Origin of the sequence: Pseudoponticoccus marisrubri (genome assembly GCF_001482405.1) — a bacterium.
GTDB lineage: Bacteria > Pseudomonadota > Alphaproteobacteria > Rhodobacterales > Rhodobacteraceae > Pseudoponticoccus > Pseudoponticoccus marisrubri.
In genome coordinates, this window is the sequence record NZ_LPXO01000006.1 from 50,964 (window position 1) to 72,046 (window position 21,083).

At 69.5% G+C, this 21,083-nt stretch carries 15 protein-coding genes; 6 read left to right on the forward strand and 9 right to left on the reverse strand.

From position 1 onward, the window contains the following. Nucleotides 1-19 precede the first annotated feature (19 nt). The 3 genes from gltB to AVJ23_RS11375 all read right to left on the reverse strand — a co-directional run bounded on the left by gltB (nucleotide 20) and on the right by AVJ23_RS11375 (nucleotide 6,738). Nucleotides 20-4,555 (reverse strand): glutamate synthase large subunit, encoded by a 4,536-nt coding sequence (gene gltB, locus AVJ23_RS11365; RefSeq protein WP_058862317.1) that lies wholly within the window; start codon nucleotides 4,553-4,555, stop codon nucleotides 20-22. Between the two features lie 130 nt (nucleotides 4,556-4,685). Continuing rightward, nucleotides 4,686-5,153: a GFA family protein gene (locus AVJ23_RS11370; protein ID WP_240484623.1), complete on the reverse strand. Its 468-nt coding sequence runs from the start codon at nucleotides 5,151-5,153 to the stop codon at nucleotides 4,686-4,688. 145 nt (nucleotides 5,154-5,298) lie between these two features. Next, on the reverse strand, nucleotides 5,299-6,738 hold the full coding sequence (locus AVJ23_RS11375) for an NAD(P)-dependent oxidoreductase (protein WP_058862319.1): 1,440 nt from the start codon (nucleotides 6,736-6,738) through the stop codon (nucleotides 5,299-5,301). Nucleotides 6,739-6,966: 228 nt separating this feature from the next. On the opposite strand from AVJ23_RS11375, the gene AVJ23_RS11380 reads away from it, so the two are divergent. Beyond that, nucleotides 6,967-7,770, forward strand: coding sequence for an undecaprenyl-diphosphate phosphatase (locus AVJ23_RS11380; RefSeq protein WP_058862320.1), 804 nt, complete (start codon nucleotides 6,967-6,969; stop codon nucleotides 7,768-7,770). A 5-nt stretch (nucleotides 7,771-7,775) separates the two neighbouring features. Here the strand turns inward: AVJ23_RS11380 and rlmH are convergent, their stop codons facing one another. From rlmH to deoC, 5 genes are all read right to left on the reverse strand, one after another. Continuing rightward, a complete protein-coding gene (gene rlmH / locus AVJ23_RS11385) occupies nucleotides 7,776-8,246 on the reverse strand; it encodes a 23S rRNA (pseudouridine(1915)-N(3))-methyltransferase RlmH (protein ID WP_058862321.1) in 471 nt (156 codons plus the stop codon). Between the two features lie 7 nt (nucleotides 8,247-8,253). Then, entirely contained in the window at nucleotides 8,254-8,622 is a 369-nt protein-coding gene (gene rsfS / locus AVJ23_RS11390) for a ribosome silencing factor (RefSeq protein ID WP_084794513.1), read from the reverse strand. Between the two features lie 225 nt (nucleotides 8,623-8,847). Further along, complete coding sequence (locus AVJ23_RS11395) at nucleotides 8,848-11,178, reverse strand: aldehyde dehydrogenase family protein (RefSeq protein ID WP_058862322.1); 2,331 nt, start codon at nucleotides 11,176-11,178, stop codon at nucleotides 8,848-8,850. Continuing rightward, nucleotides 11,175-11,465 (reverse strand): hypothetical protein, encoded by a 291-nt coding sequence (locus tag AVJ23_RS11400; RefSeq protein WP_157772668.1) that lies wholly within the window; start codon nucleotides 11,463-11,465, stop codon nucleotides 11,175-11,177. Before AVJ23_RS11400 ends, AVJ23_RS11395 begins: the two co-directional genes overlap by 4 nt. A 51-nt stretch (nucleotides 11,466-11,516) precedes the next feature. Next, nucleotides 11,517-12,515, reverse strand: coding sequence for a deoxyribose-phosphate aldolase (gene deoC, locus AVJ23_RS11405; protein ID WP_437176753.1), 999 nt, complete (start codon nucleotides 12,513-12,515; stop codon nucleotides 11,517-11,519). A 261-nt stretch (nucleotides 12,516-12,776) separates the two neighbouring features. On the opposite strand from deoC, the gene AVJ23_RS11410 reads away from it, so the two are divergent. The 5 genes from AVJ23_RS11410 to AVJ23_RS11430 all read left to right on the forward strand — a co-directional run bounded on the left by AVJ23_RS11410 (nucleotide 12,777) and on the right by AVJ23_RS11430 (nucleotide 19,658). Then, nucleotides 12,777-13,733: a metal ABC transporter solute-binding protein, Zn/Mn family gene (locus AVJ23_RS11410; RefSeq protein ID WP_058862533.1), complete on the forward strand. Its 957-nt coding sequence runs from the start codon at nucleotides 12,777-12,779 to the stop codon at nucleotides 13,731-13,733. A 1-nt stretch (nucleotide 13,734) separates the two neighbouring features. Then, a complete protein-coding gene (locus AVJ23_RS11415) occupies nucleotides 13,735-14,529 on the forward strand; it encodes a metal ABC transporter ATP-binding protein (RefSeq protein ID WP_058862324.1) in 795 nt (264 codons plus the stop codon). A gap of 1 nt (nucleotide 14,530) precedes the next feature. After that, entirely contained in the window at nucleotides 14,531-15,730 is a 1,200-nt protein-coding gene (locus AVJ23_RS11420) for a metal ABC transporter permease (protein WP_058862534.1), read from the forward strand. Further along, the gene (locus AVJ23_RS11425) at nucleotides 15,730-16,635 is read left to right on the forward strand and encodes a metal ABC transporter permease (protein WP_058862325.1); all 906 of its coding nucleotides are present in this window, start codon (nucleotides 15,730-15,732) and stop codon (nucleotides 16,633-16,635) included. Before AVJ23_RS11420 ends, AVJ23_RS11425 begins: the two co-directional genes overlap by 1 nt. A gap of 83 nt (nucleotides 16,636-16,718) precedes the next feature. Continuing rightward, complete coding sequence (locus AVJ23_RS11430) at nucleotides 16,719-19,658, forward strand: error-prone DNA polymerase (protein ID WP_058862326.1); 2,940 nt, start codon at nucleotides 16,719-16,721, stop codon at nucleotides 19,656-19,658. Nucleotides 19,659-19,876: 218 nt separating this feature from the next. On the opposite strand, the gene AVJ23_RS11435 is transcribed toward AVJ23_RS11430, so the two are convergent. Further along, nucleotides 19,877-21,079, reverse strand: coding sequence for a winged helix-turn-helix domain-containing protein (locus tag AVJ23_RS11435; RefSeq protein WP_058862327.1), 1,203 nt, complete (start codon nucleotides 21,077-21,079; stop codon nucleotides 19,877-19,879). Nucleotides 21,080-21,083 lie beyond the last annotated feature (4 nt).

The window sequence follows — 21,083 nt, forward strand, 5'->3', positions numbered from 1 at the left end:
AGTGTCCTGCGACACCGGCCTATTCCGCCGGCACCGCCAGGTCATCCTCGATGCCCAGCGGGTGCGGGATCTTGTCCAGCATCTCGCGCGGGCAGACCTGCAGGAAGTTGTCCTTCTCGATGTCCCAGTTCTGCAGGATGTCCTCGGCCTTGCGGCTCTTGGTCTCGGCGAAATGGCGTTCGATCAGGCCCTTGAGCTCGGCCTCCCATTCAGGCGTGGTCACCTTGCAGGTCACGAGGCTTTCCATGTTCATCATGTCCGGCGCCTGCCCCTCGGGATCGTAGAGATAGGCCATGCCCCCGGTCATGCCGGCGCCGAAATTGGCCCCGATCCGGCCGAGGATCACCGCCACGCCGCCGGTCATGTATTCGCACCCGTTCGAGCCGCAGCCCTCGACCACCACGCGCGCGCCCGAGTTGCGCACGGCAAAGCGCTCACCCGCCTTGCCGGCGGCAAAGAGGTGGCCGTCCGTGGCGCCGTAGAGCACGGTGTTGCCGATGATCGTGTTCTCGGACGCGGCCAGCGGGCTGACCAGCGGCGGGCGCACGACGATCAGACCGCCCGACAGGCCCTTGCCCACGTAGTCATTGGCATCGCCCGACACTTCGAGCTTGAGCCCCGGGGCCGCGAAGGCCCCCAGCGACTGGCCGGCGCTGCCGGTCAGCTTGACATGCAGGTGGTCGGGCTGCAGCGCGTTGCGCATGCCGAACTTGCGCACGATATGGCTCGAGACGCGAGTGCCCACGGTGCGGTGCGTGTTCATCACCGCGTAGGAGAGCTGCATCTTCTCGCCATCTTGCAGGAAGCGGGCGGCATCGCGCACGATCTCGGCATCCAGCGTGTCGCGCACCGGGTTGCGCGGCCGGTCGCGGTTGTACTCGATCTCGTCCGAGCCGTCGACGCGGATCAGCAGCGGGTTGAGGTCCAGATCGTCGAGATGCTCGGCCCCGCGGCTGACCTGGCTGAGCAGGTCGGCCCGGCCGATCACCTCGTCCAACGAGCGGGCGCCGATCTCGGCCAGGATCTCGCGCACCTCCTGGGCGTAGAAGGTGATCAGGTTGACCACCTTGTCGGCATTGCCGGTGAACTTGGCGCGCAGCGCCTCGTCCTGCGTGCAGACACCGACCGGGCAGGTGTTGGACTGGCACTGGCGCACCATGATGCAGCCCATGGCGATCAGCGCGGCGGTGCCGATGCCGTATTCCTCGGCCCCCAGCATCGCGGCCATGACGATGTCGCGCCCGGTGCGCAGCCCGCCATCGGTGCGCAGCACCACGCGGTCGCGCAGGTTGTTCATCGCCAGCACCTGGTGCGCCTCGGTCAGGCCCATCTCCCAGGGCAGGCCGGCATATTTGATGCTGGTCGCCGGGCTGGCGCCGGTGCCGCCATTATGGCCCGAGATCAGGATCACGTCGGCCTCGGCCTTGGCCACACCCGCGGCAATGGTGCCCACGCCCGACGAGGCCACCAGCTTGACCGTCACCTTCACGGTCGGGTTGATCTGCTTGAGATCGTAGATCAGCTGGGCAAGGTCCTCGATCGAGTAGATGTCATGGTGCGGCGGAGGCGAGATCAGCGTCACGCCCTTGGTCGAATGCCGCAGACGCGCGATCAGGTCTGTGACCTTCATCCCCGGCAGCTGGCCGCCCTCGCCCGGCTTGGCGCCCTGGGCGACCTTGATCTCAAGCTCTTCGCAGTGGTTGAGATACTCGGCGGTCACGCCGAAGCGGCCCGAGGCCACCTGCTTGATCTTGGCCGAGGGGTTGTCGCCATTGGGCTCGGGCACGAAATGCGCCGGATCCTCGCCGCCCTCACCCGAATCGGACTTGGCGCCGATGCGGTTCATGGCGACGTTCAGCGTCTTGTGCGCTTCGGGGCTGAGCGCGCCCAGCGACATGCCGGGCGTGACGAAACGCTTGCGGATCGAGGTGATGCTCTCGACCTCCTCGATGGGGATCGACTTGCCCAGGGGCTTGATCGCCAGCAGGTCGCGCAGGTGGATCGGCGGGTTGGCCTGCATCGCGTTGGAATACTGCTTCCACATCTCGAAGCTGGCACGGTCGCAGGCCGCCTGCATCAGGTGCATGACCTGCGCGCCCCAGGCATGGGTCTCGCCCGATTTGCGCATCTTGTAGAAGCCGCCGATCGGCAGCACGTCGCGCCCGCCGCGGAAGCCCAGCGCGTGGATCTCTTCGGCCTTCTTCTGGATGCCGCTGACGCCGATGCCCGAGATCCGGCTGATCATGCCGGGGAAATACTCGGCGCACATGGCGCGGCTCAGGCCCACCGCCTCGAAGTTCAGCCCGCCGCGATAGGACGAGATCACGCTGATGCCCATCTTGGACATGATCTTGAGCAGGCCCTGGTCGATCGCCTCGCGGTAGCGTGCCATGGCGGTGGTCAGGTCCATCTCCAGCAGGCCGCGCCCGATCCGGTCGGCCAGGCTGTCCTCGGCCAGGTAGGGGTTCACGATGGTCGCGCCCGCGCCGATCAGCACGGCGAAGTAATGCGGGTCGATGCATTCCGCCGCCCGCACGTTGAGCGAGCAGAAGGTCCGCAGCCCCTTGCGCGTCAGGTGGCTGTGCACCGCGCTGGTGGCCAGGATCATCGGCATCGCCACCCGGTCGGGGCCGCAATGCTCGTCGGTCAGGATGATGTGGCCGGCGCCCGAGCGCACGGCATCCTCGGCCTCCGAGCGGATCCGCTCCAGCCCCAGCCGCAGCGCGCCCTCGCCGGGGGCGAAGGTGCAGTCGATCTCGGTGCAGGGCGCGTTGAAATGCTCCTTCAGCGCCTCGAACTGGGCATTGCCCACGAAGGGCGTGTCCAGCACCAGGATCTCGGTCTGGGCGCTGCTTTCATCCAGCACGTTCTTGAGATTGCCGAAACGCGTCTTGAGCGACATGACGCGGAATTCGCGCAGGCTGTCGATCGGCGGGTTGGTCACCTGGCTGAAGTTCTGGCGGAAATAATGCGACAGCGGGCGATAGCGCTTGGACAGCACGGCCGAGGGCGTGTCGTCGCCCATCGAGGCCACGACCTCCTTGGCATCCTCCACCATGGGCGACAGGACGCTTTCCAGCTCCTCGATCGTGTAGCCGGCGGCGATCTGGCGGCGGCGCAGCTCGGCCCCGTCGAAGAGCGGCGTCTCGGTCAGCGCGGCCAGCGGCTCGTCCAGCTCGGTGATCTTGCCGACCCATTCGCCGAAAGGCAGCGCAGAGGCCAGTCGGTCCTTGATCTCGACATCGTGGTAGAGCTTGCCCTCCTTCATGTCGACGGCGATCATCTGGCCCGGGCCCAGCGCGCCCTTCTCGCGCACCGTGGCCTCGTCCGTCGGCACCATGCCCACCTCGGAGCCCGCGATCAGCATGCCGTCGCCGGTCACGACGTAGCGCATCGGCCGCAGCCCGTTGCGGTCCAGCCCGCCGCAGACCCAGCGCCCGTCGGTCATGGCCAGCGCCGCGGGGCCGTCCCAGGGCTCCATCACCGAGTTGCAGTAGGAATACATGTCGCGCCAGGATTGCGGCAGCTCGACCGCCTGCTTGGACCAGGATTCCGGCACCAGCATGGTCTTGGCCATGGGCGCGTTGCGGCCCGCGCGCACCAGCACCTCGAACACCGAATCGAGCGCGGCCGAGTCGGAGGACCCGTTGGCGATGATCGGCTTGATGTCCTCGGCCATGTCACCGAAGGCCGCGTGGGCCATGCGGATCTCGTGGCTCTTCATCCAGTTGGTGTTGCCCTTCAGCGTGTTGATCTCGCCGTTATGGGCCAGCATCCGGAAGGGCTGTGCCAGCCACCATTGCGGAAAGGTATTGGTGGAATAGCGCTGGTGGTAGATCGCGAAGGAGGACTCGAACCGTTCGTCCTGCAGGTCGGGATAGAATTCCGACACCTGCTCGGCCAGCATCATGCCCTTGTAGATGATCGACCGGCAGGACAGCGAGGCGATATAGAGCCCGGTGATCCCGGCCGCGCCGGCGGCCTTCTCGATCCGGCGGCGAATGACGTACAGCTCGCGCTCGAAGGTTTCCTCGTCCACGCCCTTGGCGTTCGAGATCAGGATCTGCTCGATCTCGGGCCGCGTGGCATTGGCCTTCTCGCCCAGGCAGTCGACATTCACCGGCACGTGGCGCCAGCCATAGATGTAGTGGCCCATGCGCAGCACTTCGGTCTCGACGATGGTCCGGCAGGCCTCCTGCGCGCCGAAATCGGTGCGCGGCAGAAAGACCTGCCCCACCGCGATCAGCTCGTCCTTGCGCGGGTCGTGGCCGGTGCGCTGGATCTGGTCGTAGAAGAAGGGCACCGGGATCTGCACATGTATGCCCGCGCCGTCGCCGGTCATGCCGTCCGCATCCACCGCGCCGCGGTGCCAGATCGCCTTGAGCGCGGTGATCCCCGCCTCCACGACGCTGCGCGACGGCTTGCCGTCCAGGCTGACGGTCAGGCCCACCCCGCAGGAGGAATGCTCCTCGCTTTCATGGTAGAGGCCGTTTTCCGACATCCACTTGCGCTTGGTTTCCTCGGCGCGCGCCCAATCGGTGTCAAACTTCGTCATCGCGGAAACTCCCTTCCTCAGCGACCGTCGCGCCTCTGCGCGGCCCGGCCCGTGTTGCACCGCGCCGCAAGCAGATCCCGCGCCGCGCCTGTGTTGTTCGTCTCATCTAGCCCGTGCATCGCCGCTGCCCTCATCCCACCGGGGCGTCCTCGTCGAGCACAGAAAATTTCGCCACGCACTCGGCCCGGGTCAGCAGCGTGTGCGTCTCCTGACCGGAATAGGCAAAGCTGTCGGGCTTGTGGTCGATAAAGATCTGGTGGGCGATCTCGAACCCGTTCGGATCGTCGAAGACGCCGATGGGCAGTTCGGTGCTGCCGAACCACTCGCCCTCCATCGTCACGCGAAAGAACAGCCCCGTGCCGCAGCGCGTGCAGAAGCCGCGTTCGGCCCAGTGGCTGGAGGCGAAGCGGCCAAGATAGGTCTCGTCCTCCCAGGTCACGTTCTCGGTGGGCACGGACACTTCGATCAGTGCCGAGCCGGTCCAGCGGCGGCACATCTCGCAATGGCAGACGCCGCAGGTGGCCGGCACGTCGCGCGCGGTGAAACGCACCGCGCCGCACATGCAGCCTCCGCTCCGGTCCCGTGTGGTGTCAGACATCCTTAACGCTTCGCTCCCTGCGGGTCAGTGCCGCTGACCCTTCCCGTGCCGCCCGCCTTGGCGGGCGATGGCGGCATGGCCTGCGTGACCGTTTCGTACGAACCGGCAGACTTGCTGCCCGAACCGTACGAAACGGACGGTTCCCTCACTCGGCCGCCACCGCGCTGCCGCGAGTCGCCAGATCACTCAGAACGGCCTCGGCGCAATCGCGCCCGTCGCGGATCGCCCAGACCACGAGGCTCGCGCCGCGCACGATGTCGCCGATCGCATAGACCCCCTCCATGGCGGTGCGGCCCGAGGTGAACTCGGCCTTGATCGTGCCCCAGCGGGTCACTTCCAGCTCGGGCTGGCCCCAGAGCGTCGGCAGCTCCTCGGGCTCGAAGCCCAGCGCCTTGATGACAAGGTCGGCCGGCTCTTCGTAGTCGGAGCCTTCAATGATTTCAGGCGTCTGGCGGCCCGTCGCGTCCGGCGCGCCCAGCCGCATCTTCTGCACGACCACGGCATTGACCGGCTCGCCCTTGAAGCCCTTGGGCGCGGTCAGCCACTCGAAGACGACGCCCTCCTCCTCGGCGTTCTGCACCTCGCGCTGGCTGCCCGGCATGTTGGCGCGGTCGCGGCGATAAAGGCACTTGACGCTCTTCGCGCCCTGCCGGATCGCCGTGCGCACGCAGTCCATCGCCGTATCGCCGCCCCCGATCACCACGACATTCTTGCCCTTGGCGTTCAGCGTGCCGCTTTCGAAGGCCTCGACCGTGTCGCCGAAATTCGACGCCCGGTTCGACGCGGTCAGGTAGTCCAGCGCCTTGACGATACCGTCGGCGCCCGCACCCGGCCCGCCCAGGTCACGCGACTTGTAGACGCCGGTCGCGATGATGACCGCATCATGTTGTGCCCGGATCTCGTCGAAGGACAGGTCCTCGCCCACGTTGCAGTTCAGGCGGAAGCGCACGCCGCCGGCCTCGAGCTGCTCGTTGCGGCGCATGACGATGGGCTTTTCCAGCTTGAAGCCGGGGATGCCGTAGGTCAGCAGCCCGCCCGCGCGGTCATAGCGGTCATAGACCGTGACCTGCACGCCGGCGCGGCGCAGCATGTCGGCCGCCGCCAGCCCGCCCGGGCCGGCACCGATGATGCCCACGCTCTCGCGGCGCTCCTCGACCGGGGCGATGGGCTTGACCCAGCCTTCCTCCCAGGCGGTGTCGGTGATGTATTTCTCGACCGCGCCGATGGTGACCGTGCCGTGGCCCGACTGCTCGATGACGCAATTGCCCTCGCACAGGCGGTCCTGCGGGCAGATCCGGCCACAGATCTCGGGGAAGGTGTTGGTCGCCTGGCTGACCTCGTAGGCTTCCTGAAGCCGCCCCGTCGCGGTCAGGCGCAGCCAGTCGGGGATGTTGTTGTGCAGCGGGCAGTGGCTCTGGCAATAGGGCACGCCGCACTGGCTGCAGCGGGCGGACTGCTCCTTGGCCTTCTGGTCGGCGTACTCTGCGTAAATCTCGCCGAAATCCTTGTTGCGCACGTTGGCGTCGCGCTTCTCGGGCATCTCGCGGTCGACGGACACGAATTTCAGCATCGGCTGTTTGGCCATGGTCACGGTGCCTTTCGGGGAAGTGAGCGTATCGGCGCCTGCTTTACACAAGCCCGCACGCGAATAAAAGTCAGACGTGCTGACCTAAATGCGAGTTTTCGACACTCGGGCGGGATTATTTGCCCGGCTCGCGTCAAATTTTATGGCCAGATCGGACCCAAATCGGGGGCTTTCCTCGTTTCGTCAAATCCGTATACCCGGCGCGACCCCAGCCGCCGGACACGTGACATGCCCCTGACCCAGCTTCTGATCCTCGCGCTGATCCAGGGCGTGACCGAGTTTCTCCCGATTTCCTCCTCCGGTCACCTGATTCTTTTGCCAAGCCTCACGGGGATGGAGGATCAGGGGCAGGTGATCGACGTTGCCGTGCATGTGGGCACACTTTTCGCCGTGATCCTGTTTTTCCGGCAGGACGTGAAGATCGCCGCGGCCGGCCTGCCCCGGCTTCTGCGCGGCAAACGCGACACCCCGGGCGCAAACCTTGCCTTCCTGCTGGTCATCGCCACGATCCCCGTGATCCTGGCGGGGCTCGTGCTCAAGCTGACGGGGCTGGACGATGCGCTGCGCTCGACCGCCGTGATCGGCTGGGCGATGCTGGTCTTCGGGCTGGTGCTCTACTGGGCCGACCGGACCGGCGGGCAGGACAAGACCGACCGCGACTGGACCCTGCGCGACGCCATCGTCATGGGGCTGTGGCAGGCGGTGGCGCTGATCCCGGGCACGTCACGATCGGGCATCACCATCACCGCGGCGCGGCAGCTGGGCTATGCCCGCGCCGACGGCGCCAAGCTGGCCATGCTGATGTCGATCCCCACGATCCTCGCCTCGGGCACGCTTCTGGGGCTGGAAGTGGCAGGCAGCGCCGATGCGCAGGCCGCCCGCGACGGCGCCATCGCCGCCGGGTTCGCCTTTGTCGCCGCGCTGGGGGCGCTCTGGCTGATGATGCGGCTGCTCCGCTCGGTCAGCTTCACGCCCTACGTGCTGTACCGCGTGGTGCTGGGCGGGGTGCTGCTCTGGATCGCCTATAGCTGAGCCGGTCAGACCCGATGATATGGCGCGCCAGCCAGGATCGAGGCCGCGCGATAAAGCTGTTCGGCCAGCATGACCCGCACCAGCATGTGCGGCCAGACCATCGGCCCGAAAGACAGCAGCAGGTCGGCCTCGGCCCGCAGCGCGGGCAGAACCCCGTCCGCCCCGCCGATCACGAAAGCGGCGCGCGGCATTCCCCTGTCACGCCAGGCGGCAAGCTGTGTGGCAAATTCCGGCGAGGGCATCTGGCGGCCGCGCTCGTCCAGGATGCACAGGGCGGCGCCGTCCGGTAGGGCGCGCCGGATCAGCGCGGCCTCGCCCTCCATGCCGCCGCCCTTGCGCTCGTCGATCTCGACAAGGTCCAGCGGACCCAGCCCAAGCCCCCGCCCGGTCCGGTCGAACCGGGTGAGGTAATCATCGACCAGCGCCTTCTCGGGCCCCTTGCGCAGGCGCCCCACGGCGCAGAGCGTCACGCGCATGGCGGGCCTATTGGGGCGTGGCCGCGGTCTCGGCAGGCAGCCACATCTTCTCGAGCTGGTAGAACTCGCGCACTTCCGGGCGGAACACGTGCACGACCACGTCGCCCGCGTCGATCAGAACCCAGTCGCCGGTCTCCTTGCCCTCGGTCTTGCAGGACAGGCCCATCTGCGCCTTGAGTTCCTCGGACACGCGGTCCGAGATCGCGGCCACCTGCCGCGACGACCGCCCCGAGCAGATCACCATGTGATCGCAGACCGAGGACTTGCCGCGCAGATCGACCTGCACGACATCTTCGGCCTTGTTGTCGGAGAGGAGTTCCAGAACGGCCGCGAGGATCGCATCGCTCGTCGGGCCGGATCGGGTCATGGCCGTCATGGCCGGACCCCGCTCAGCGGCTGGCGCCGCACTCGCCATCGAAGACAGGACATCGTCCTCCTTTTCACGTCACGCCGCACAGGCCCCGGCGCAGGGCATGTCTCAAGATAGCATCGGCCCTGTGAAATCTCAATGTCACCAAGGTCGCGACCCGCCATCCTCCGCCGACGCGCCGCTTTGCGCGGCAGCTCCGGCGCAGGAGGACGCGGGCGCATTGGGCCCGCGTCAGGCGCCGTAGGGGATCCAGACCGTCTTGACCTCGGTCGCGGCGTCCAGGAAAGCGCGGCCCGGCGCGGCATGCCAGTCGCGCGCCCGGCCGTCATTGACCCAGCTGCGCTTGAGATTGCCGGCCGCTTCGCGCTCGATCACGCCCGACAGATCGGCCGAGGAGAAGGACCAGACCGCCTCCACGTCCATATGCGCGGCCAGCACCGGGGCCAGCTCGGCATGCGACCCGGTCAGGATGTTGACCACCCCGCCCGGCACGTCCGAGGTCTCGAGCACCTGGTAGAAATCCGTCGCCGCCAGCGGGTGCGGCTCGGAGGCGACCAGCACCACGCGGTTGCCCATGGCGATGGCCGGCGCCATGACCGACACGAAGCCCAGCAGCGGCGCCTCTTCGGGGCAGAGCGCGCCGATCACGCCGCAGGGCGCGCGCATGGCCAGTGCCACGCCGCGCAGCGGGACCGAGCGGACCTGCCCGTCGAACTTGTCCGCCCAGGCGGCATAGGTGAACAGCCGGTCCACCGCCGCATCCACCTCGGCCGCGCCGGTCGCCTCGCCCGACATCCGGTCGAGCCGGGCGGCAAATTCCTCGCGCCGCGCGGCCAGGTTCTCGCCCACGTAATACAGCACCTGCGCGCGCAGATGCGCCGTGGCCGCCGACCAGCCGGCCGCCCCGCGCGCCGCCTCGACGGCGTTGCGCACGTCCTTGCGATTGGCGATGGGTGCCTGCCCCACCAGCCGGCCCTGCGCGTCATGAACGTTGCGGGCATAGCCGCCATCGGGGCGCACCTGCTTGCCACCGATATAGAGCTTGGCGGTCCGGTCCACCGCCTGCGGCTCCACCGCGTCGCCCTGCGGCGCGGCGCGGGGCACCAGCGGCGCGGACGTCTCGGCCGGGCGGGTATAGGCCATCAGCCCCTCCCAGCCGCCCTCGCGGCCGAAACCGCTCTCGCGCAGCCCGCCGAACCCGGCGGCGGCATCGAACATGTTGGTGCCGTTGACCCAGATCACGCCCGCTTCCAGCTTGGGCGCCACGTCCAGCGCGGTGTTGATGTTCTCGGACCACACGCTGGCGGCCAGCCCGTAGCGCGTGTCATTGGCCAGCGCGATCGCCTCGGCGGGCGTGCGGAAGGTCGAGGCCACCAGCACCGGGCCGAAGATCTCCTCCTGCATCAGCGGATCGGCCGGCGACAGGCCCGAGATCAGCGTGGGCGGGTAGAAACAGCCCTCGGGCACCGGGCAATCGGCGCGGTACACCTCGCCGCCCGCGCCCTCGACCAGCGCCGCGATCCGGTCCTTCTGCACCGGGTCCACGATGGCGCCCACGTCGATGCACTTGTCCAGCGGATCACCCAGCCGCAACTTGTCCATCCGCGCGCGCAGGCGGGCCAGGAAACTCTCCGAGATCCCCTCCTGCACCAGCAGGCGCGAGCCGGCGCAGCAGACCTGCCCCTGGTTGAACCAGATCGCGTCCACCAACCCCTCGACCGCGCTGTCCAGGTCGGCATCCTCGAAGACCACGTAAGGCGACTTGCCGCCCAGCTCGAGCGTCAGCGCGATGCCGCGCCCGGCCGTGGCGGTCCGGATCCGCCGGCCCACCTCGGTCGAGCCGGTAAAGGCGATCTTGTCGACCTCGGCCGCCACGATCCGCTCGCCCACCGCGCCGTCCCCGGTGACGATGTTGACCACGCCCGCCGGCAGCCCGGCCTGGCGGCAGAGATCGGCAAAGCACAGCGCGGTCAGCGAGGTCCACTCGGCCGGTTTCAGCACCACCGTGTTGCCCATCGCCAGCGCCGGCGCGATCTTCCAGGCCAGCATCAGCAGCGGAAAGTTCCACGGCACGATCTGGCCGCAGACGCCATGCGCCACGCGGCCGGGCAGCTCTTCCTCCATCAGCTGCGCCATGCCGGCGTGATAGTAGAAATGCCGCTGGGCCAGCGGGATGTCGATGTCGCGGCTCTCGCGGATGGGCTTGCCGTTGTCCAGCGTCTCCAGAACGGCCAGCAGCCGGGCATGTTTCTGCATCAGCCGGGCCAGCGCATAGAGATAGCGCGCCCGTCCCGGCCCGCCCAGCGCCGCCCAGCCCGGCTGCGCCCGGCGCGCCGCGGCCACCGCGCTGTCCACATCGGCCTGGCTCGCCTGCGTCAACTCGGCCAGCACCTCGCCGGTGGCGGGGTTGCGGCTCTCGAACCCCTCGCTCGGCGCGGTGAAGGCGCCGTCGATGAAATGGCCGAAGCGCGCGCCCTGGTCGGTGATCCAGGCCAGCGCATCGCCCGCGCTCTCCGGCGCCGGTCCGTATTCCATGGTCTCGAAGATCTCCTTGACGCTCATGGCGCGGTGCCTCCCGACAGCAGGACGAGAACATAGGCCAGCCACAGCAGGGCCAGCCCCCAGCAAACATGCTGGATGCGTTTGGTGCGCCGGTGCAGCGCCGCGAAGGCCTGCAGGTCCCCGGTCGCCGCCCCGGCGGGCGGCTCGAATTCCGGCTCCGGGCCCAGCTGCCGCCGCGCCGGGGTGGACAGGTCGCGCACCGCGCGGCGCAGGCGCGACCGCCGCCAATGGCTCGACAGGATGACGATCAGCACCGCCACGCCGAACAGCACGTATTCGGGGCTCATCTGCATGGGCGCATCCCGGGCTTCTTCTCTTTCCAAATACTCATGACCCGCTCACCCCATGGCGTGACGCCAGGACGCGGAATAGGCCCCGGTCACGTGGTGCTCCAGCTGCCGCTCGATATCGCCCAGCAGGCTCGAGGCGCCGAAGCGGAACAGGTCCGGGCGCAGCCAGCGGTCGCCCAGCTCCTCCTTGACCAGCGCCAGGTAGGTCACCGCGTCCTTGGCCTTGGAGATGCCGCCCGCCGGCTTGTAGCCCACATGGATGCCGGTACGCTCGTGGTAGTCGCGGATCGCGCGCAGCATCACCAGGCTGACGGGCAGCGTGGCGTTGACGCTTTCCTTGCCGGTCGAGGTCTTGATGAAATCCGCCCCCGCCATCATGCAGACCAGCGAGGCGCGTGCCACGTTCTGCAGCGTGCCCAGCTCGCCCGTGGCAAGGATCGCCTTCACATGCGCCTCGCCGCAGGCGGCGCGGAAGGCGCGCATCTCGTCGTAAAGCCCCTGCCAGTCGCCGGTCAGCACCTTGCGGCGCGAGATCACGATGTCGATCTCGGCGGCGCCCGCCTGCACGCTCTCGCCGATCTCGGCCAGGCGCAGGTGGAAGGGCGACAGCCCGGCCGGGAACCCGGTCGAGACCGCCGCCACGGGGATTCCGGTGCCCTGCAGCGCCGCGACCGCCGGGGCGATCATGTCATGGTAGACGCAGACCGCGCCGACGGTCAGCCCGGGCAGGCCGATCGCGTCCAGCAGGTCGGCGCGCACCGGCTGGCGGGCCTTGGCGCAAAGCCGCGCGACCCGGCCCGGCGTGTCGTCGCCGGCCAGCGTGGTCAGGTCGATGCACGAGATGGCGCGCGCCAGCCAGGCCGCCTGGTGCGCCTTCTTCACGCTGCGCCGCCCGGGCAGCGTCGCGGCCCGGCGTTCGATGGCCGAGCGGTTGGCCCGGGCCGCGCGGACCCAGCCCATGTCGAGCTCCATGCCCGGATTGCGCGGCAGCTCGGTCTGCGGCACCGGCTGCAACCCGGTGGAGCCCTGGGACGTGGTGAGGGTCAAGGCAGTCTCCTCCTGACGCCGGAATTGCGGCGAGCCTGCCCTGCACGCGCCCCGAGTGCAAGACGGACGTCCCGGCAGCCCCTGCCCGGGTCGCCCTGAACCGGCCGCAGCGGCTGCCCGGAAAAGCGGCAGGGCGCGTGACATCGGGGCGCCCCGGGCTGTCTTTATTGCGATCAAGTCGCAACTGCATTGACTTCATGCGAATGACTCTCATATTCATCTGCAATGCACCGACGACCGTAACCAATGCGAGCCGACATGATGCTGACCCGACGACAGACCCTGGCCACCCTGGCCGCCCTGCCCCTGACCGGCACTCGTGCCCTGGCCGACACGCGGCTCGACCTCGTGGCCACGACCGGCATGGTGGCCGATGCCGCCCGCCGCGTGGGCGGTGACGCGGTCGAGGTGCAGGCGCTGATGGGCCCCGGGGTCGATCCGCACAGCTATCGCCAGACCCGCTCGGACATCGTGGCCATGACCCGCGCCGACATGGTGCTGTGGAACGGCCATTACCTCGAGGCGCAGCTCGAGGAGTTCCTGCTGAAGCTCGGCGAGCGCAACGCGGTCCATGCCGTGGCCGAGGCCACCCCGCAGGAGCTCCTCTTGCGCCATGCCGATTATGACGGGCGTGCCGATCCGCACCTGTGGATGGTGCCGGAGCTCTGGCGCCACGCGGTCGAGGGGATCCGGGACGCGCTTATCGAGGCACGCCCCGAGGCGGCGGCCAGCTTTACCGACAATGCCGAGAGCTACCTCGCCGAGATGGCCGAGATCGGCGCCTATGGGCGCCGCGTGCTGGACACCGTGCCGCAACAGGCCCGCGTGCTGGTCACCGCGCATGATGCCTTCGGTTATTTCGGCCGCGAATACGGCTACGAGGTGATGGGAATCCAGGGCATCTCGACCGAATCCGAGGCCGGGCTGCAGCGCATCGGCGCGCTGGTCGATACGCTGGTCTCGCGCGGGATCGGTGCGGTCTTCGTCGAAAGCTCGGTGTCCGACCGCAACGTGCGCGCCCTGATCGAGGGCGCGGCGGCGCAGGGCCACGAGGTGAAGATCGGCGGCGAGCTTTTCTCGGACGCGATGGGCCAGCCCGGCACCTATGAGGGCACCTATCTGGGCATGATCGACCACAACGTGACCACCATCGCGCGCGCGCTGGGGGGCGAGGCCCCGGCGGACGGCATGGTCGGCAAGCTTTCGGCGGGCAGCTGAGATGAGCCCCCTGGACCTTGTCACCGATCACGGCCAGCCGGTCCGCGAGGACCTGGGCCACCTGCCGCTGGCCCTGCGCGGCGTCACCGTCTCCTACGGGGCCGAGCCGGTGGTCTTCTCGGTCGACATGAGCGTCGCCCCCGGCGCCATGACCGCGATCATCGGGCCGAACGGCGCGGGCAAGTCGACGCTGCTCAAGGCGGCGCTGGGCGTGGTCAAGCCGCTGGCCGGCCGCGTCACCGCCTGGGGCGCGCCGCTGGCAAGCCAGCGGGCCCGCATCGCCTATGTGCCCCAGCGCGCCAGCGTCGACTGGGACTTCCCCACGCAGGTGCGCGACGTGGTGCTGATGGGGCTCTACCGCGAGCTGGGACTGCTGCGCCGCGTGCGGGCGCGCCATATGGACAAGGTCATGGCCTGTCTCGACCGCGTCGGCATGGCCGAGTTCGCCGATCGCCAGATCGGCCAGCTGTCGGGCGGCCAGCAGCAGCGCGTCTTCCTCGCACGGGCTTTGGCGCAGGAAGCCGATCTCTACCTGCTGGACGAACCCTTTGCCGGCGTGGACGCGGCGACCGAGGCGGCGATCATCGCCGTGCTGAAATCGCTGCGCGACGAGGGCAAGACCGTGGTCGCCGTGCATCACGACCTGTCCACGGTCGAGGCCTATTTCGACCGTGTCTTCCTGATCAACCGCCGCCGCATGGCCGAGGGCCCGGTGGCCGAGGCCTTCACCGACGAGACGCTGCGCGCCACCTATGGCGGGCGGCTGGGCGACGGGCTGGTGGCCCGCGCGGGCTGAGATGCTGCTCGACGCGCTGACCCTGCAACTGGGCTACAACGCCACGCTGGTTGCCATCGGCGCCACCATGCTGGGCGTGGCCGCCGGGGCGGTCGGCGCCTTCCTCTATCTTCGCAAGCGCGCGCTGGTCTCGGACGCGGTCAGCCACGCCACCCTGCCGGGGCTGGCGCTGGCCTTCCTCGTGCTGGTGGCGCTGGGTGGCGACGGGCGCCTGCTGCCTGTGCTGATGCTGGGCTCGGCGCTGTCCTCCTGGGTGGGGCTGTGGCTGGTCAGCTGGATGGGCCGTGCCACGCGGCTGAGCGAGGACGCGGCAATCGGCGCGGTCCTGTCGGTCTTCTTCGGCTTCGGCATCGTGCTGCTGACGGTGATCCAGACGCTTTCCGCCGGCCGGCAGGCCGGGTTGGAGGGGTTCCTTCTGGGCTCCACCGCCGGGATGCTGAGGGGCGACGCGCTGCTGATCGCGGCGGGCGGTGCGCTGGTGCTGGCCGCCACCTTCGTGCTGCGCCGGCCGCTGCTGATGATCGCCTTCGACGAGGGCCATGCCGAGGTGCAGGGGCTGAACGTGCGCGCGCTGGACCTGATGCTGATGACGCTGGTCATGGCGGTGACCGTGGTCGGGCTCAAGATCGTCGGGCTGATCCTGATCGTCGCGCTGCTGATCATCCCGCCCGTGGCCGCGCGTTTCTGGACCGAGGACGCCACCACGGTGGCGCTGCTCTCGGGGCTGTTCGGCGGCCTGTCCGGCTATGCCGGCGCAGCGCTGTCGGCCACGGCGCCGGACCTGCCCACCGGACCGATCATCGTGCTGATGGCTTTCGCGCTCTTCGCGGCCTCGCTCTTCTTCGCGCCCTCGCGCGGCATCCTGGCGGCCGCGCTGCGGCATCGTCGCCTGCAACACCGCGTCCACCTGCGTCAGGGCCTGCTGGCGCTGGCCCATGGCCAGCCAGTCTATGAAAGGCTGACGCAGCGCATGCTGCGCGATCACGGGCTGGTGCGCGCCGATGGCGTGGCCACCGAGGCCGGTCGCCGGGCCGCGGCCGCCGCCCTGCGCGACGAGGCCCGCTGGCAGGAGCTGCGCCGCGCCGACACCCTGTCCGAACTGGCACCGCGCGATGACGGGCTGACCCGGATCGAAGAGGTGCTGACCCGCGACCAGCTGGCCGAGCTGGACGCGCGCCTGACCCCGCGGGAGGCGCTGTGATGGGGGCGGAATTCGTCACGCTGTCGCTGACGCCGATCCTGATCGGCTGTTTCGCCGCCATGGCCTGTGCCCTGCCGGGGAATTTCCTGCTGTTGCGGCGCCAGTCGCTGATCGGCGACGCGATCAGCCACGTGGTGCTGCCGGGGATCGTGGTCGCCTTCCTCGTCACCGGGACGATCGCGGCGCTGCCGATGATGGCGGGCGCGGCGGGGGCGGCGCTGGTGTCGGTCCTGCTGATCGAGGCGATCCGCCGCTTCGGCAAGGTCGAATCGGGCGCCGCCATGGGCGTGGTCTTCACCGCCATGTTCGCCGGCGGCGTGCTGCTGCTGGAACAGACCGACACCTCGGGCGTGCATATCGACGTGGAACACGCGCTCTACGGCAATCTCGAAAGCCTGATCTGGCTGGACGCCACGGGCTGGGGCTCGCTGCTGGATCCGCTGGCGCTGGCCGGGCTGCCGCCCGAGGCGCTGCGCATGGCCGCGACCTTTGCCGTGGTGGCGGTGCTGACATGGCTGTTCTGGCGGCCGCTGAAACTGGCCACCTTCGACGAGGGCTTTGCCCGCGCGCTGGGCCTGCCCACCGACCTGATCGGGCTGGGAATCGTGGTCATGGCGGCGCTGGCCGCGGTGGCCGCCTTCGACGCGGTGGGCTCGATCATCGTCATCGCCATGTTCATCTGCCCGCCCGCTGCGGCGCGGCTGATGACCAACCGGCTGGAGGCGCAGATCGGGTGGTCCATGCTGTTCGCGCTGCTCTCGGCCATCCTGGGCTACGTGCTGGCCGGCTACGGCCCGCTCTGGCTGGGCGCCACGGCCTCGGTTTCGGCCGCGGGCATGATCGCCACGGTCTCGGGCGTGATCCTCGGCCTCGCCGCGCTCTTCGCCCCGCATCGCCGCGCCTGAGGCCCGGCACCGCCGCCAGATGTGATCGCGGCACGTGGCGGCAGGACTCGAAAAAGAACAAAACATGAACTATCCTGCGACCCATGTTCGCCGAGCTCTGCATCACCTCGAATTTCACCTTCCTCACCGGGGCCTCGCATCCCGAGGAATACATGGAGCGCGCCGCGCTGTCGGGCCTGTCGGCGATCGCCATCGCCGATGTGAACTCGGTCGCGGGAATCGTGCGGGCGCATACCCATGCGCGCGAGATCGCCCGGCAGGTGGCCGAGATCGACGCGCAGATCGCGCGCGAGGGGATCATCGGCCCGCCCTGCCCCGAGGGCCTGTCCGCCCCCGGCCTGCCGACGCGCAATGTGCCGCGGCTGATTCCCGCCACGCGGCTGGTCTTTGCCGAGGGGCTCGAGATGACCGCGCTGGCCGCCACCCGCACCGGCTGGGCGCGGCTCTGCCGGCTGATCTCGGCCGGGCGGCTCAGGACGCGGAAAGGGTCGTGCGAGCTGCACCTCTCCGACCTGCCGGACGACATGGGCGGGCTGCAGCTGATCCTGCACGCCCCGCCACATCCCGTGTCGGATCCGGACGCCTCGGATGGCTGGCTGCAACATGCCGAACGGCTGTCGCGCCGCCTCGCCGGGCAGATGCACCTGGCGCTCAGCCCGGTCTATGACGGGCAGGACCGCGCGCGGTTCGAGCGGCTGACCGCGCTGGCCTGCCACCTGACCCTGCCCACGGTGGCCAGCGCCGCGCCGATCCTGCATCACGGCCGCCGCCGCCGGCTGGCCGACGTGCTGACCGCGATCCGCACCCATCGCACCGTGCCCGAGCTGGGCCGCGACGCGCTGGCCAATGGCGAGCAGCGCCTGCGTTCCGAGGCCGAGATGCGCCGCCTGCTGGGCCCGCACGGGGCGGCGGTGGACCGGGCCGCCGCGCTGGCCGACAAGTGCCGCTTCGACATCGCCACGCTGCGCTACGAGTACCCGTCCGAGATCACCGACCGCGAGACCCCCACCGAACGGCTGGCCCGGCTGGCGCAAGAGGGGCTGGACTGGCGCTATCCGCAGGGCGCCCCCGACAAGGTGCGCGCGATGATGCAGCACGAGCTGACCTTGATCGCCAAGCTGAACTACGAGCCCTATTTCCTGACCGTGCGCGACATCGTGGCCTTTGCCCGGTCGCGCGGCATCCTGTGCCAGGGGCGCGGCTCGGCGGCGAACTCGGTGGTCTGCTACTGCCTCGGCGTGACCTCGGTCAGCCCCGAGATCGGCACCATGGTGTTCGAGCGCTTCGTCTCGGAGGCGCGCGACGAGCCGCCCGATATCGACGTGGATTTCGAGCACGAGCGCCGCGAGGAGGTGATCCAGCACATCTACGAGCGCTACGGCCGCCACCGTGCCGGGCTTTGTGCCACGGTGATTCATTACCGCGGCAAGCGCGCCATCCGCGAGGTCGGCGCCGCCATGGGCCTGTCCCAGGACACGATCGGCGCGCTGTCCAGCCAGCTCTGGGGGTTCTTCTCGACCAACGGGATGGAGACGCAGCGCCTGGCCGAGATCGGGCTCGACCCGGCCGACCGGCGGCTGCGCCAGACCATGGAGCTGATCCACGAGATCATCGGCTTCCCCCGCCACCTGTCCCAGCACGTGGGCGGTTTCGTCATCACCGAGGGCCGGCTGGACGAGCTGGTGCCGGTCGAGAACGCCACCATGGAGGGGCGCACGGTGATCTGCTGGGACAAGGACGATATCGACGCGCTGGGCATCCTCAAGGTCGACGTGCTCAGCCTCGGCATGCTGACCTGCATCCGCAAGGCCTTCGACCTGATCGCGCTGCATGGCGGGCCGCGCCACAGCCTGGCCACGCTGCCGCCCGAGGATCCCAAGGTCTATGACATGCTGTGCCGGGCCGACAGCATCGGCGTCTTCCAGGTGGAGAGCCGGGCGCAGATGAACTTCCTGCCGCGGATGCGGCCGCGCTGTTTCTACGACCTGGTGATCGAGGTGGCGATCATCCGCCCCGGCCCGATCCAGGGCGACATGGTGCACCCCTATATCCGCCGCCGCAACGGCGAGGAGAAGGTCAGCTTCCCCTCGGACGCGCTGGGCGAGGTTCTGGGCAAGACGCTGGGCGTGCCGCTGTTCCAGGAACAGGCGATGCAGATCGCCATCGTCGGCGCGGGCTTCACCCCGGAACAGGCCGACCGGCTGCGCCGCGCGCTGGCCACCTTCAAGAAACACGGCAATGTCAGCGAGTTCCGCACGCTGTTCCTGCGCGGCATGGCACAGAACGGCTATGACGCGGACTTCGCTGAGCGCTGCTTCAGCCAGATCGAGGGGTTCGGCTCCTACGGGTTTCCCGAAAGCCACGCGGCCAGCTTCGCGCTGCTGGTCTATGCCTCGGCCTGGATCAAGCACCACCATCCCGGCATCTTCGCCTGCGCGCTGCTCAATTCGCAGCCCATGGGGTTCTACGCCCCGGCGCAGATCGTGCGCGACGCGCGCGAGCACGGGGTGCGGGTCAAGCCGATCTGTATCAATCACAGCTACTGGGATAACGCGATGGAGCCGGACGAGACCGGCGGGCTGGCGCTGCGGCTGGGGTTCCGCCAGATCAAGGGGCTCTCCGAAGAGGACGCCACCTGGATCGCCAGCGCGCGCGGCAACGGCTATCGCTCGGTGCGCGACGTGTGGCGCCGCGCCGGGTTGGCGCCCGCGGTGCTGGCGCGGCTGGCCGAGGCGGATGTCTTTGCCGAGCTGGGCCTCGCCCGGCGCGAGGCGCTGTGGGAGGCCAAGGCCCTGACCAAGGGGCCCGACCTGCCGCTCTTCGCGCAGGATATCGACGGCGAGGCGATCCACGAGGCCGCCGCACAGCTGCCGCAGATGACCGAAGGCGAGGAGGTGGTCGAGGATTTCGTGGCCATGCGCCTGACCCTGCGCCGCCACCCCGTCGCCCTGCTGCGCCCGCTGCTGACCCCGGGCGCGGCCAGCCCCGACCCGGCGCCCGACGCGGGGCCGCCCGCCGGCTAACACGCGGGCCGGTCCAGGGCAGAGAGGACATCTGTTCCTTATGGCGCGGGCGTCAGCCCGGGCCGCGCCCGACCCTCCCCCCGGGAGGGCGCATTGGCGAAGTCGTATCCCGCACGCCCGACATGTGCGCTTTCGAGCACAGCGCCCCGACCGACCCCCGCAAAGCGCCCACCCAGGCTCGGGCGCGTCCCTTCGCGCCTGCCTCTCCCGTCAGCGCCTCACGGCAGGCGCAGCCAGCCCGGTGCCCAGCGGACCTCTTCCAGCCCGGCAAAGCGCGCCACGCGGGCCAGTTCCGCCTCCAGCCGCGCCTGCCGCCCCTCGCCCCAGCGCACGCCCCGTTCGGGCCAGAGCGCGGTGACATCCAGCGCGCCATCCGCGCGGTTGGCCACCATGTCGATACGCCCGACCAGCCGGTCGCCCTCCAGCAGCGGGAAGACGTAGTAGCCGTAGCGCCGCTTCTCGGCCGGGGTGAAGATCTCGATCCGGTAGTGAAAGCCGAACAGCCGCTCGGCCCGTGCGCGATCGCGCAAGACGGGATCGAAGGGGCTGAGCACGCGCATCCGGCCCGGCGGGCGCGGCGCCGCCTCGGCCCGCTCGCGCAGGAAGGGGAAGGCAAAGGCCCGGCGCAGGCTGCCATCGACCAGTTCGATCTCGACCGGCTCGATGCGCCCCGCCGCCTGCGCCCTCTCGCACCACGCGCGCACCTCGGCCGGGCGCAGCGTGTCCCAGAAGGCCGCGATCTCGCCATGCGTGGCAAAGCCCAGCCGCTCCAGCGCCGCGCGACACAGCCAGTCCACCGCCTCGCCATCCGAGGGACGCTGCGCGCGCAGCGGCTCGGGGATCACCCGCTCGCTCAGGTCATAGACCTTGCGGAACGCCTCGCGCCGGCTGACGGCCAGCCGCCCGGTGCGCCACAGGTATTCCAGCGCGGTCTTGGAGGGGTGCCAGTCCCACCAGCCGCCCGAGCGGCGCTCCTCGCCCTCGCCCACCTCGGCCGAGGAACAGGGCCCCTCGGTCTCGATCTGTGCCAGCACCGCGTCGATCTTCTCGGCAAAGCCCTCGCGGCGCCACTTCTCCCAGCGCGGCTGCAGCCGCGCGCGGTCCCGGTCGAAGCGCAGGTGCCAGTAGGGGTAGAATCCCATCGGGATCACCGCCGCGTCATGGGTCCAGTGCTCGAACAGCGCGCGGTCACGCTCGACCAGCGGGCGCAGGTTGGCGGGGCGGTAACTCTGCCGCCGGGCAAAGAGGATCATGTGATGCGCGCGCTCGACCGTGCGCACGCTGTCCACCTGAACGAAGCCCAGCCGCCCGATCAGCGCCGCCAGCGCATCGCCCCTGGCCGGCCCGGCGGGCGGCTCGCCCAGGGCATGGACGTGCAGGAACAGCCGGCGGGCAAGCGCATTGTCCAGCCGGACCGTCACCCGG

Coding starts and splice junctions, on each gene's coding strand:
- gltB (WP_058862317.1), bottom strand. CDS start 4,555: ATGACGAAGTTTGACACCGATTGGGCGCGCGCCGAGGAAACCAAGCGC.
- AVJ23_RS11370 (WP_240484623.1), bottom strand. CDS start 5,153: ATGTCTGACACCACACGGGACCGGAGCGGAGGCTGCATGTGCGGCGCG.
- AVJ23_RS11375 (WP_058862319.1), bottom strand. CDS start 6,738: ATGGCCAAACAGCCGATGCTGAAATTCGTGTCCGTCGACCGCGAGATG.
- AVJ23_RS11380 (WP_058862320.1), top strand. CDS start 6,967: ATGCCCCTGACCCAGCTTCTGATCCTCGCGCTGATCCAGGGCGTGACC.
- rlmH (WP_058862321.1), bottom strand. CDS start 8,246: ATGCGCGTGACGCTCTGCGCCGTGGGGCGCCTGCGCAAGGGGCCCGAG.
- rsfS (WP_084794513.1), bottom strand. CDS start 8,622: ATGACGGCCATGACCCGATCCGGCCCGACGAGCGATGCGATCCTCGCG.
- AVJ23_RS11395 (WP_058862322.1), bottom strand. CDS start 11,178: ATGAGCGTCAAGGAGATCTTCGAGACCATGGAATACGGACCGGCGCCG.
- AVJ23_RS11400 (WP_157772668.1), bottom strand. CDS start 11,465: ATGAGCCCCGAATACGTGCTGTTCGGCGTGGCGGTGCTGATCGTCATC.
- AVJ23_RS11410 (WP_058862533.1), top strand. CDS start 12,777: ATGCTGACCCGACGACAGACCCTGGCCACCCTGGCCGCCCTGCCCCTG.
- AVJ23_RS11415 (WP_058862324.1), top strand. CDS start 13,735: ATGAGCCCCCTGGACCTTGTCACCGATCACGGCCAGCCGGTCCGCGAG.
- AVJ23_RS11420 (WP_058862534.1), top strand. CDS start 14,531: ATGCTGCTCGACGCGCTGACCCTGCAACTGGGCTACAACGCCACGCTG.
- AVJ23_RS11425 (WP_058862325.1), top strand. CDS start 15,730: ATGGGGGCGGAATTCGTCACGCTGTCGCTGACGCCGATCCTGATCGGC.
- AVJ23_RS11430 (WP_058862326.1), top strand. CDS start 16,719: ATGTTCGCCGAGCTCTGCATCACCTCGAATTTCACCTTCCTCACCGGG.